Raw genomic sequence first — 13,225 nt, 5'->3', positions numbered from 1 at the left:
ATTTACATGGCGTCTTTTTTTTTCACAATTGAGTGGCTAAGTTCATTCTAAAATCCACCAAAAGACCTTAACTTTTCCATCTCGGCTCCCATAAAAACCTGGAACAACTACTTTTTGCTTCGCTTGAATATGCTGATTAATCAATTCATAGGAACGAGGCAAATCGACTTTATCGCCATCAAAGACGATGAGATCTTGCGCATCCACAAAATCATAATGTAAATAATTCGCCAATAGTTGGGCATTTAAGTATTCTCCTCGACTCAAAATATAGTCATAGGAATCCGATACTTTGACTTTTTCTAAACAATCTTTGACCACATCATCCAATGAACTATCCAAAGATAAACTTTGGATGATCTCTAGGAATCGTTGGTGAATACGTTCTAAACTTTGGTTACGATCATTTTCTATGCCGTTGACCTTTTTTTGTAATTGGCTAATCTCTTCTTCAATCTCTCTCTTATGTTGATTGGCTTGATCGACATTAATTAAGAGATCCGTTACCTTCACATCAAGAGGATTGCGTTTGCCAGGGGCTGAAACCACAACAATTTGCCGATTTTCTTCTCCTTCAATAATCTTCTTTACCTTACGAAATTGATTGGCATCAGAAAGAGAAGATCCACCAAATTTGGCTACAGATTTCACTTCCAATTCTTTTAATTGGTAAGGGGTGTTTTGGTAAACCGCATAATTGACCCAATTACCGAAAAATAAACTTGCTGTAGACTTCCACAACATGTCAATAGAATCGGCTTGCCCAACTTTCCGATAATAATGAATAGGAGGCTTTATAGGTAAGTTTTTCTCTAGATCACGAACATATTCCCGATGTAAAGTTTCCTTATCATATTCCAGGTGCCCCAAAGAGAAAATAAATCGTTGATCTTGTGTCGCTGCTAGCACCACTCCAGTTTCAGGACTTGTCGCCAGAATATCCAAATCAGGAACAGCTTCTAATTGATCGGCTTCAATACGGGTGTAGCGGGATTGTGGAATATAAAAGATATCATCCATTCCATAAAGCAAGGGACTTTCGGCAATTTTCTTAAAGGGATAGATCCCAAAAATCTTCTCTGTTTCTAACAAATGATGGATATTGTAATAGTAATGAAGAGCAGCTTGTGCAGCCCAACAAATAAATATCGTAGAATACACATGGCTACGAGCATATTCAAAAAGCTGCTCTAATTCTTTCCAATAAGCTATGTCATCGTAGGAGAAACGCTCTAATGGAGCCCCAGTAATAATCATGCCGTCATATTTTTCATCTTTAATATCTTGATAAGTCCGATAATATCGTCCCAAACGTTTCAAATCTGCATGCTTACTTTGATAGGTTTCCGTCCGTATAAAATCCACTTCAATTTGCAGAGCATGACCAGACAAAAGCTGCAAGAGCTGAAGTTCAGTTTCTTCCTTATTAGGCATCAAATTCACAATAGCTATCCGCAAAGGTCTTATATCTTGTGTATGAGCTCGTTCTTGATCTATAGCAAAAATTTGACGACGTAGCAATTCCGTTGTATCTATCAAATTTTCTGGAAGAATAACTGGCATAAAATCCCCCTCCTAAAACTATCCCTTCATTTTGCGATCTGGTATATAACTGAAACAAGCAAAATCTACTAGCCTGAAATATTTTTCAACCGTTTCAAGCTTAAAGCGTCTTATATTTTTTAACTCTTAGATATTACTTATTTCAAATAAAAAAAGAGCCTCCATCCGATAAGGACGAAGACTCGCGGTACCACCTTAATTTTTTACTATTTCTCAATAATAAACTCTATGAGTATTCCATAATACTCTATGCTATAACGGGCATCCCGTAGTCACTTAACTATTCAGTGACTCATTTTAAAAAGGCCATCTTCACTGTTCAAAATTCCACTTCTTTCACCCTAACGAAGCTCTCTATTTGCCTTTTGAACAGTTACTCTTCTTTCACTTTTTTCTATAACAATTGCCGTCATTGTACCTTGAAAATACTTATTTGTCAATGAAATAACGCTTTTCTCATCGTTTTTTTCAAGACGATTAATCTTTCAAAAGTTTCCATCTGTCTCTTTAAGCTATCAAGCGATAAATGAAAGGAGAGACTAGGCTTCTTTTAATTTCTTTGGCCTTCTAACTGTTTCTCATATGGTGCCATTTTTTCCTTGTATTCTTTGTGCTCTTTGACTAATTTGCGGTAAGCCTTCTCTATCTTTTCATCATGCTTTAAGAGAATCTCGTAATCCTCTTCTAATAAGGTCCTTTCAAATTCTACATCTTCCAAGACACAGTAAAAGACAATATTTAAAACCGCTAGTAAGGCAATCAGTAGCACTAAAAACTTACGTGCCAGTAAAAGCGATTTTAGCCATTTTGCCCATCGAAAAAAGCTAAAAGTCTTTTCTTCTTCATCCATTTCTTCCTCTTCATCACTACAAGAGCAAGGCCTCTCTTCTCCCCATGATGGCGTGTCCTTCTGAAAGGATCTCCCCCACTTATCCCTTTTTTCTTTGTCCATCCTATTCCCCCAATGCTGTCCTAATCTTGACCCTTCTCCTTCAAACGATAGCTCCATATACTTAGTCAAAGCTAAGCCAACAAGCTCCTATCATATTTGACTATCAGTCTGTGATAAACCGTTAACGATCTATTCCTCATCAAAATGAGACGATCATTCAGCTATTTTTTTGCATTCCAAAAGACTAACTAGATGCTTTTAAGTTTACCATAAGGCTATAAGCATTTATAGAAAATTCTTAATCAATCTATTGTTCTATTGCTATTTTAGAAAGACCTCTCTTGAAATAAACAACACCTCCTAAAAATTGGATGGCATCCGTTTTTTGGAGGTGGTCTTCATTTTAAACTTCTTTTGCTTTTGCCAATATAAATCCTTCATTTTAAACTTCTTTTGCTTTATCCAAGAGAAAACTTTCAATAGCGTCTGCTAACTTGACATTGTCAGCATGTGAAAGGAGGCAAAAGCGGAAATCACTTGCTGTCAAGTGCTCAAAACTCGAACAATCTCGAATCACAAGAGCTTCTTTTAATAAATGCTCTCGCAGTTCTTCTGCCTTATATCCGTTCTCTAAACGGCATAGGATGAAATTTCCTGCAGACGGAAAAACTCTTAGACCATCCAGCCGGCTCAATCGTTCCATCATATACAGACGTTCCTCAGCTGTTTTTTCTCGTGTTTCCATTTGATAGCCTCTATCACTATACAAAGATTGTCCCATCACATCAGCAAAAATGTTAATCTCCCATAAAGTTGAATTAGCTTTGAGACATTTTAATAAAGAATAATTCCCCGTCACGCCATAACCTAAACGAATACCTGGGCAAGCATAAAATTTACTAACCCCTCGAACAACCAGTAATTGCTCGAAAGAATGCACTAATTCAATTGCCGAATAAAGGGAAGGATCTGTAAATTCATTGTAAGTTTCATCTACTAAAATAAAAGTGGACGTTTCTATAAGAATCTTCTTTATAGCTTCCCTTGTCACTATACTCCCCGTTGGATTATTAGGATTAGCAAAGACTAAAAAATCAATCTTTTGTTCCTTAAGCAGGCTAATCAAGGCCTCCACATCTATTTCAAAATTGTTTTCGGCCTTTAAAGGGAATATTGAGATAGAAATGCCCAAGCGTTTTAATTCATAGGCATATTCACTGTAACAAGGTTCTAACAAAAGCGCATGTCGTGGATGCAAAAGCTGGATAGCCTCTTTCAACAAAGGGGTTGTCCCACTCGATAAAACGATTTGCCTTGCATCTACCCCAATATACTCTGTAATTGATTGAGTTAAGGCCTGATAGCTAGGGTCAGGATAAGTTGTCACTAAATGGAGATTATTCTTGAGCTGTGTCATGGCTTTTTTAGGCGGTCCGTAAGGAGAAATATTAGAAGAAAAATCCCTAATATCTTGCAAGGGAAAACCATATTGACTAGCCAATTCAAACACATTCGCTCCATGTTGACGCATAATTCTTACTCCCTTCAACTAATAGCTCTTGCTACGTTTACGGCGATAATTGGTTAATTCTATCTGTAAAACATAAGTTAAGAAAGCCAATAAAAAAGCCAAAGCAATAAAAGCCATGAATGGTTCGCTCTGGTTAAATGAACTGCCTTGCCGTTCTTTTAAAGCTATGCCTAGTAAAGTCCAGCTCATTGGAATAACCATGGCCACATTATGATAATTTCGATAAAAATAATAACTAATCGCTAGTCCAATGGCTGAAAAGATAACTGCCCAGAGAATACCAATCAATCCAATACCAGAAACGCCAAATCTTCCCATCAAAGTTGATAATTGTATTAATAGCACAACTAAAACCCAAGCTGCATGGAGACCTATAGCATAGCCTATCTCATATTGAAATTGTTGCATCATAACAGAATCTGCTTGTCGAAAGGCCATTAAACTCACGCAAACTAAGTAGCCACATAAGAAAACAAAGGAAAGAAGTAAATGATCCTTACACAAGAAAACTAACCAAACAATGTGGCAAAGCATCCACAGGAGATTAAGGGCAAAATATAACTTGTCATAGAGATGGACGAAGTAATAGTCCTCTCGATAACGGTAACGATAATATAGACTTCTCCCCACAGATAAGAAAACTAAAGCCCACAAAGTCCAAGTATAGTCAGCTGGGCAAAAAACATTAGGCTGTTGATTAAATATCTTGATTGGCGTTGAAAACTCTCCAATGCCCATTAAAGACAATACATGGCAGAAAATAACAAGGGTTAAGCCAAGAACCGGAGCTAAAACTTTTAGGCCAAGATGCCTTATTTTCTTCCAAAATGTTTTCCCATTCCTCCCTAGCAGTTCCCTTAGACCACTAGTGATTTGCAAGTTCGAGTGAGCAGGGCTTAGTTGTCCCCTTGATCTTGACTTAAAAATCCTTTTGATCTTTTCTTTTACCTCGATCCACTGAAGATATCTTCTATTTTTTTCATAGGACATCCTCTCAACTCCTTATACAGCTTAAGCTGACTGAAAAATTTCCCACAAGCAGCTTTTTATAGATCTCATAGACTCCTAAAAGACTGGTCAATTCATTAACTAGCTTTCTCCATTGAACTCAACAAAAACATAACGCTTACATACTAGGCTAGGCTTAGCTCTCCAATAGAAAGTTAAGTCCCGTCATCCTCTTAAAAGAATATAAAGAAGACCAGTATGCTTTATTATTTAGAATGACTGTCTTTATCGTATCTTTCTTTGTCTAACTTCCTTGCATATCTTGCCCAGGCTTCAACATATTGTTGGCCTTCGGACTTTTCACGCTTACTAAAGAAAGATTTAAACAAAGAACCCGGTAAGCCTTCATAAATTTGTTGGCGAATCAAGCGACACTTCCGATCCCCCAATGGAATAATTTTACAAATTAATTCATTTTTAAAGATAGAAGCATGACCTTCGATATGTATTTCTAAGTTTTTTCGATCTAACATAGAAATTCTGTACTTTATTGGGAAGCCTTCAGGCATATGAAGTTTATAGTTCCGCCCGACATAGCAAAAGATTGGTGTTTTATCATATTCAATCCTATCGACTAATTCTATTTCTTCCACCCATTCATTAAAGTGTGTTAAAGCCACCCAAGCCGTTTCACCATCAACTGCTACATCTTTTTCTGCGTGAATTTCGTTCATTATTCTCCCTCATTTCATTCTAAGAATCTAGGATAAGGGGCATCATACAACCACTTAGAGTCATTATACCACAAAGAACGCCCTCTACTCTAGACTAGCTAAACCCTCAAACTATCCGTTTTCTCCTGTATTTCATGCGATAGGAAAATTCCCTTCATCCCACTTGCTTACTATTTTTTTCTCATAGTATTTTATTGTTGTTCATTTGAAACTAAGGCTCTATCCCTTGTCTATTCTTCTTATTCTCTTTCTTTAAATCATATGTTGCCTTTTGGCTATTGTCTTGTCTCATCAATCCTCTTAGCTCATTATATATTATTAACTATATCTATTGTGCTCATCTATTCTTGCCAACTATTTTCCTTTCTATCTGATTCTACTTTTATATAGAAAAGGAAGCTTAACGCTAGATGGCAATATAAAGAACAAATTTTCAGTTTATTTGCCCCTTTATCCACAAAGAAAACTTCTGCGCTTTTACTATCCTCTCTTTTCCCCTTAATTCTCTATATAAACCATAAGGAATTTCTTAAAAATTGAACGTAACGATATTTTTTGTAATTTTCCTAACTCCTCCCTCTATAATTCAATACTTGAAAGCGTTATAATTAACTTGTGGCCATTTTAAGTGATCAAAAAGGAGGAATTTCTATGGCAACAAGTGAAAAAGCTAAGAAGAAACGCAGTTTTCCGACAGCCTTTACCGTACTGTTCATGGTACTCGTTTTAGCCGCTGTCTTAACATGGGTCGTCCCTGCTGGTTCATTCGAGCGTTTAACCTATACAGAGGACGGTCAATTTCAAGTGACCGCCATCGACGGATCCACAAAGACTGAAAAAGCCTCTCAAAAAACCTTAGACAAATACCATATCAATATCCCTTTAAAGAGCTTTAAAGAAGGCGCTATTCGTAAACCTATTGCGATTCCAGGGACTTATAAACGGATAGAGCAAAAACCTCAAGGCTTTGCTTCCTTCATCTTAGCTCCTATTTCAGGGATTGGAGATAGTGTTGGTATCATCGTTTTTGTTCTCATCCTTGGTGGGGTTATTGGTGTAGTGAACAAATCAGGAGCCTTTGATGCGGCTATGGCTGCTCTTTCTCGTAAGACTAAAGGTCATGAATTTATGTTAGTTGTTATTGTTTGTAGCTTGATTGCTGTCGGTGGGACAACTTACGGGATGGCTGAAGAAACTATCGCCTTCTACCCAATCCTTCTTCCTATCTTCTTAGCAGCTGGTTACGATGCTCTTGTCGGGATTGCTGCTATTTACTTAGGTTCAACCATCGGAACCATGTTCTCCACAACCAACCCCTTCTCCGTTGTCATTGCTTCTAACGCCGCAGGGATTAACTTTGCCTCCGCAATGCCTATTCGTTTAGTCAGCCTAGTTCTCGCTCAAATAGTCACCTTAATCTTCATCGGTCGCTATGCTAAAAAGGTTAAGGCTGACCCTAGCAAGTCGCTCATCTACGCTGATAAAGAACGTATCGAAGAGGTCTTCTTAAAGAACTATGATCCAAATAAAGTGGTGCCATTCGATGCACGTCGTAAGTTAATTCTCATTATTTTTGCTCTGGCCTTCCCTGTAATGATCTGGGGTGTTTCTATTGGTGGCTGGTGGTTTGAAGAATTATCTGCTGTCTTCCTAACAGCCGGCTTAATCATTATGGCGATATCTGGTTTATCTGAAAAAGATGCTGTGAATACTTTTATTGCCGGGGCCGCAGACTTAGTCGGTGTGGCTTTGATCATTGGTGTGGCTCGTGGGATTAACATGATCATGGATCAAGGGATGATTTCTGATACTCTCTTGGAATATACCTCTAGAGCTGTTGACGGAATGAATAGTGTCCTCTTCTCTACTACCCAAGCCGCCCTCTTCTCTATTCTAGGGATCTTTATTCCTTCTTCTTCTGGTCTAGCCACCTTGTCTATGCCAATCATGGCACCTTTAGCGGACGCTGTACATTTAAGCCGTGATGTTGTTGTTTCCGCTTATAACTATGGTCAAGGCTGGATGTCCTTCATCACTCCAACTGGTTTAATCTTGGCTTCTTTAGAAATGGTTGGCGTGACTTACGACAAATGGTTGAAATTCGTTCTACCTCTCATGATGACAATCGGTGCTCTTGCCCTCGTCATGCTCGGCATTCAAACCATGCTATAGTTTTAACATGATACAGCTCTATTGAAACAAGATTCTATTGATTGGGCTTAAAGATTCTTTTTGTATCGACTCAAGCTAGGAGCTAGTCAGGAAAAATAGACACCTAAGCCCATTTACATCTTTCAACTTTTAATGGCCACTTTTTTACTAGTATTTCTTACGATCAATATTAGCAGGCTTACGGCCTTTATTCTTCTCCGTAAGCCTTATCATTTTACTGTTTTTTTGTTATACTAAATCAACAATAAACTTAGAAAGGAAGCGATCCTATTGGAAAAAATGTTAGACCGTTTTCTCAAATATATTTCTTTTGACACAAAGAGCGACCCAGATAGCCCTACTTGCCCTTCTACACCTGGTCAATTGGTTTTGGGGAAGGCCTTGGTGGAAGAACTTCACGAACTAGGCCTAACAGATGCTTATCAAGACAAAGATGGCTATGTATACGCTCGATTAAAAGGCAATATGGATAGAAAAGTGCCAACAGTTGGCTTTGTCTCTCACATGGATACCTCTCCGGATCTAAATGGGAAATGCGTCAATCCTCAAATTATAGAAGAATATAAGGGTGGAGATATTCGTCTAAATGATCAATACGCCTTAACCGTCAAAGAATTTCCTTTCTTACAGGACGTCATTGGTCACAAATTGGTCACAACAGATGGTACGACATTGCTTGGGGCTGATGATAAAGCCGGAATCACTATCATCATGACCACTTTGGACTATCTCATTAACCACCCAGAAATCAAACACGGTGATATCCCTATTTGCTTTACACCAGATGAAGAAATAGGCCGTGGTGCTGATCGCTTCAATATTGAAGGTTTTAACGCCGATTTTGCCTATACAGTAGACGGAGGGCCTGAAGGTGAATTGGAATATGAAAACTTCAACGCCGCTTCAGTTGAAATCCATATCCAAGGTAAAAATGTTCACCCTGGATCGGCTAAAAATATCATGGTTAACGCCTTGAGAATTGCCATGGAAATTGATCGCCTCCTACCCGTTAATGAAAAGCCTGAATACACTGAAGGTTATGAGGGTTTCTACCTCCTAGATGAAATCAAAGGAACTGTAGACGAGGCTGAAATGTCCTATATTATCCGTGACCACTCTAAGGAAAAATTTGAAGGCAAAAAAGCTTACTTCCAAGATATTGTTGATTTCTTGAACAAACGCTATGGCAATATCATCAGCATTAAGATTGAAGACAGTTACTACAACATGCGTGAAAAGATTGAACCACACATGGAAATTATTGATTTAGCTGAAAAAGCAATGAAAAATGCTGATGTCACCCCTCAAATCGTTGCTATCCGTGGGGGCACAGATGGCGCTCAATTATCTTATAAGGGTTTGCCATGCCCGAACTTATTCACTGGTGGCTATAACTACCACGGCCGTTTCGAATTTGTTTCCGTTACAAGTATGGAAAAAGGGGTTAAAACCTTATTAGAATTGGTTCAATTGAACGCTAAATAAAGAACAAAAGATAGCTATTAAGCTACTTGTTGCTAAGTTTTTTGCCCACTCAGCAACGCTATAGCTTGTCTCTAGTCTATTCGGTGGCTAAAAAGAGCCACCGTTTTTTTATGGGGCTCTTTGTTCTTATTAACATATCGTCTACAATAGATAAAGAAGGAAGGTGTTTCAATGACACAAACAAGTCCATCTCAAGAATTGCAAGAGGAAGTTTCTCGCTGTAAAGAGGCTATTGCCCCTAAACTGACCCAGATTCAAAAAAATATCCAAACACTAGGTCAAAAAAATAGCAAGGGTCAATCAGCTCAAGTCTTAGCCGTCACCAAAACGGTCGGATTAGCTGAGATGCTTGCTCTTTATCAATTAGGCATCCATAACTTTGGTGAAAATAGAGTGGAGATTTTCCTCGACAAAGTTCAAGCTTTTAAAAACTTCGGTTTACCTGTCACTTGGCATTACATCGGTCGAATCCAAAGTAGACAAGTCAAAAAGATTATCGATCATATCGATGTCCTCCACTCCCTCGATCGACTCTCTCTAGCTAAAGAGATCCAAAAGAGAGCCAGTCACCCTATCAATTGTTTCCTAGAAGTAAATGTTTCTGGAGAAGATTCTAAAGCGGGCTTTGAAGCAGAAGAATTAGAAGAGGTTTTTCCTTTGTTAGGCCAATACGATAAAATCCGCATCGTCGGTTTAATGACCATGGCACCAATTTCTGCAAAAGAAGACGATCTGCATCAGATTTTTGGACGTTTACGGCAACTCCGTGATAAATGGAGCGCCCAAAATTTGCCAAATGGTCCAATCAATCAATTATCCATGGGAATGAGTCGGGATTACCCTATAGCTTTAGAGGAGGGTTCCACCATTATTCGTGTCGGAACTTATCTTTACCAAGACTTAAATTAAGCCATCTAGTCCTTCTATGGTAAGTCTTGAATGAAGCACTAGCCTTTCTTTTTTATTTCAAGCGCTTAAGGCAAAAACACTAAGAGTTCATCTCCACTTAAAGCTCTACACAAGAAGCATGTCAACAGCCTCTTACAATTGCTTTGGCATGCTTTTTGACTTTTCTTCTAGCTGTGGAATTCCTCTTTTTGTCCCCTTCTTATCTTCACATCCATCCTACTTGCATAGAAGTTAGAGAAAAGAAAGCAGAATGAAAAAACTCATCTGGGAAATTGACTTTTATTTCAACTAGACTTTTTTATCGACTCAAACTATTCCTTTTTTTATTTAAAAATTCAATAGATAAAAGGATATTTATTTTCTACGCCTATTTGTTTGCTCATAAATCTTCCTTCCTCCTACCCTTCATGACATCCCGGCAAAAACTCCTTATACTTTTGTATATTTCATTTCATCGAATAAAAATATTCTCATAGTCGTTGACATTCACTTTATACATATTATAAAATTTTCATGTAAACTATTGTTTTTTCATTTCTTGAAATCCATCGGGGTTATTTGTATATCATAGGAGGCCTTATGGGGAAAATTAGCTTGCAACATCTCAAAAAAACATACGATCAAAAAAACTACGCTGTCGAAGATTTTTCACTGGATATTGAAGACGGTGAATTTATCGTCCTAGTTGGGCCTTCAGGTTGCGGAAAGACAACCACCTTACGCATGATCGCAGGATTAGAATCGATTAGTTCTGGTCAATTGCTCATTGATGGAGTTAAGGCTAACAATAAATTACCTAAAGATCGTGATTTGGCGATGGTCTTCCAAAACTATGCCCTCTATCCTCATAAAACAGTCTACGAAAATATGGCCTATCCCTTAGAATTAAGGAAACTATCTAAAGAAGAAACGAAAGCCAAAGTCCTTCAAGCTGCCCGACTTCTTTCTATTGAAGACCAGTTAGATAAAAAACCTGGTCAACTTTCTGGTGGGCAAAAACAAAGAGTTGCCCTAGGTCGTTGTATGGTTCGTACCCCTAAAGCTTTCTTAATGGACGAACCCCTTTCTAATTTAGATGCAAAACTCAGAGTTCAAATGCGCTCAGAAATTGTCCAACTCCAAAAGAAATTACATAAAACTTTCATCTACGTCACCCATGATCAAACAGAAGCTATGACGATGGGTGATCGTATTGTCGTCATGAAAGATGGCAAAATAATGCAAATTGCCTCAGCTACAGAAATTTATGCTGAGCCAGCTAACCGTTTTGTTGCAGAATTTATCGGCAATCCTCCAATGAATATACTTTCTTTTTCTGATGAAGTTCTCCATTTTAATGACACTCAACTAGGCAGTGGAACGCACAGTTTAGATCTAGGCTTTCGTCCTGAAAAAGTTTCTTGCCATAAAAAAGGGCAGGACATTCAATTCGAGGCTATGGTCGACCATATCGAACCTTTAGGAGCTGAAAATCATGTCTTTATTAGTCTCAATGGCAAACAAGTTGTCATTAGAGATTTCGAACTGACTCCTTTAAAAGAGAAACAAAGTCATACTTTTTACCTCGATTTAGCTGATCTTTATTATTTCGATCAACAATCAGGTCAAAGGCTATCTTCCATTCATTAGACTTTTATATCATTCACTAAAGAAAGGAGTCCCTCTTATGTCTACTTTAAAACTGATCTACTTAGAAAATAGCGGTTAAGGAGTCATCTACTTCTTGAAGCTTATTTTCTAAAAAAAGTCATTATTTTAGGAGGAATATCATGAAAAGAAAAATCTTTTCGATTGTTTTATCTGTAGTCGCTGTCTTAGCCCTCTTCTTAAGTGGTGCTAAAGCCAATGTAAATGCCGCTGAAAAATCAGCGAAGAAGACCACCATCCAACTGCTGGTTCCAGGTTATGAAGAAGGTTATTTGAAAGAACAACTTGATTCTCGAATCGCCTTGTTCGAAAAGAAAAACCCTACTATCAAAGTTAAAATCGTCAGTGCTGGTTGGGATGAACTCAATGAAAAAATCGTTCAATTATATCAAGCTAAACAAGCTCCTGACTTGATGTTAGTGGGTTCTCGTTCACTTCGCCAATTTGGTGAATTAGGCGCTTTAGAAGATCTTTCTACTTATATGACTAAAGAAAAGAAAGATAGCTATATTAAAAATGTCCTAGCGACTGGTCAAGTGGACAAGAAACAATTTGGTCTACCAATGGCTCTATCTTCTCGTTGCCTTTTCTACCGCAAAGACTTAATTAAAGAAGCTCCAAAAACTTGGGAAGACTTAAAGAAAGTGGCTCAAGAACAAACCACAGATAAACAAAAAGGTTTTGCCATCCCTACCGATGTTACTTCTGGAACAGACGAAATTTTGAACTTTATCTACCAAGGTGGCGGTCAAATCGTCGATAAAAAAGGCGATTTTGTCATTAATTCTAAAGAAAATATCGCTACATTGACTTACTTGGTCAGCTTAAAGAAATTCATTCCAGATCCAGTTTCTACCTCTCGTCGTGACCAATCCAAACAATTCGTTAACGCTGATTTAGCAATGTTTATCTCCGGTGGTTGGGAAAAAGAAACCATGGATAAAAACCAAGACAAAACGCCTTATGCTACAGCTTTCTTACCAGAAGGAAAGAAAAAAGGCGTGACTATTGTAACCGACTCTTATGCCATGAGTTCTTTGTCTAAACATAAAAAAGAAGCTTACAAATTCTTAGACTTTATGAGCCAACTTGACAACCAAAAAGTTGTGACTGCAGCATATGGTTGGTTCCCTATTCTTAAAGAAGAAAGTAAAGATAAAAAATACTCTAGCGACTTTAACAAACCAATGTATGATATTATCCAATATGGTACACCTGAACCTCAAGTACCAAATTGGGATGAATTCAACAAATCCTTTATCACTGCTGTTCAAAAAGCTTTAACTGGTGAAGCATCTCCAAAAGAGGCCTTGGATAACTGCCAAAAGGAATTAACAAAATAAA

General features: G+C 37.9%; 10 protein-coding genes. 5 read left to right on the top strand and 5 right to left on the bottom strand.

Annotated elements, in window-relative coordinates; translation table 11 throughout:
• Positions 1 to 42 precede the first annotated feature (42 nt).
• From metA to D3H64_RS05195, 5 genes are all read right to left on the bottom strand, one after another.
• Complete coding sequence (gene metA / locus D3H64_RS05215) at positions 43 to 1,563, bottom strand: homoserine O-succinyltransferase (RefSeq protein WP_121565213.1); 1,521 nt, start codon at positions 1,561 to 1,563, stop codon at positions 43 to 45.
• 550 nt (positions 1,564 to 2,113) lie between these two features.
• Complete coding sequence (locus D3H64_RS05210; RefSeq protein WP_121565212.1) at positions 2,114 to 2,515, bottom strand: hypothetical protein; 402 nt, start codon at positions 2,513 to 2,515, stop codon at positions 2,114 to 2,116.
• A gap of 382 nt (positions 2,516 to 2,897) precedes the next feature.
• Entirely contained in the window at positions 2,898 to 3,986 is a 1,089-nt protein-coding gene (locus D3H64_RS05205) for a histidinol-phosphate transaminase (RefSeq protein ID WP_199700141.1), read from the bottom strand.
• 18 nt (positions 3,987 to 4,004) lie between these two features.
• Positions 4,005 to 4,976, bottom strand: coding sequence for a hypothetical protein (locus tag D3H64_RS05200; protein WP_121565211.1), 972 nt, complete (start codon positions 4,974 to 4,976; stop codon positions 4,005 to 4,007).
• A gap of 224 nt (positions 4,977 to 5,200) precedes the next feature.
• Entirely contained in the window at positions 5,201 to 5,668 is a 468-nt protein-coding gene (locus D3H64_RS05195) for a hypothetical protein (protein ID WP_121565210.1), read from the bottom strand.
• A 651-nt stretch (positions 5,669 to 6,319) separates the two neighbouring features.
• Here D3H64_RS05195 and D3H64_RS05190 point away from each other — a divergent pair.
• The 5 genes from D3H64_RS05190 to D3H64_RS05170 all read left to right on the top strand — a co-directional run bounded on the left by D3H64_RS05190 (position 6,320) and on the right by D3H64_RS05170 (position 13,224).
• On the top strand, positions 6,320 to 7,840 hold the full coding sequence (locus tag D3H64_RS05190; RefSeq protein WP_121565209.1) for a YfcC family protein: 1,521 nt from the start codon (positions 6,320 to 6,322) through the stop codon (positions 7,838 to 7,840).
• Positions 7,841 to 8,119: 279 nt separating this feature from the next.
• Entirely contained in the window at positions 8,120 to 9,325 is a 1,206-nt protein-coding gene (gene pepT, locus D3H64_RS05185) for a peptidase T (RefSeq protein ID WP_121565217.1), read from the top strand.
• 171 nt (positions 9,326 to 9,496) lie between these two features.
• On the top strand, positions 9,497 to 10,234 hold the full coding sequence (locus tag D3H64_RS05180; protein WP_121565208.1) for a YggS family pyridoxal phosphate-dependent enzyme: 738 nt from the start codon (positions 9,497 to 9,499) through the stop codon (positions 10,232 to 10,234).
• A 579-nt stretch (positions 10,235 to 10,813) separates the two neighbouring features.
• Positions 10,814 to 11,863 carry an ABC transporter ATP-binding protein gene (locus D3H64_RS05175; protein WP_121565207.1) on the top strand — a complete coding sequence of 350 codons (1,050 nt, stop codon included), beginning with the start codon at positions 10,814 to 10,816 and terminating at the stop codon, positions 11,861 to 11,863.
• 140 nt (positions 11,864 to 12,003) lie between these two features.
• On the top strand, positions 12,004 to 13,224 hold the full coding sequence (locus tag D3H64_RS05170; protein WP_121565206.1) for a sugar ABC transporter substrate-binding protein: 1,221 nt from the start codon (positions 12,004 to 12,006) through the stop codon (positions 13,222 to 13,224).
• Position 13,225 lies beyond the last annotated feature (1 nt).

The sequence above is a fragment of the Atopobacter sp. AH10 genome, assembly GCF_003664595.1.
Taxonomy (GTDB): domain Bacteria; phylum Bacillota; class Bacilli; order Lactobacillales; family Aerococcaceae; genus Atopobacter.
The sequence above is the reverse complement of the archived record's forward strand: the minus strand, read 5'-3'. Positions and strand labels throughout refer to the sequence as shown.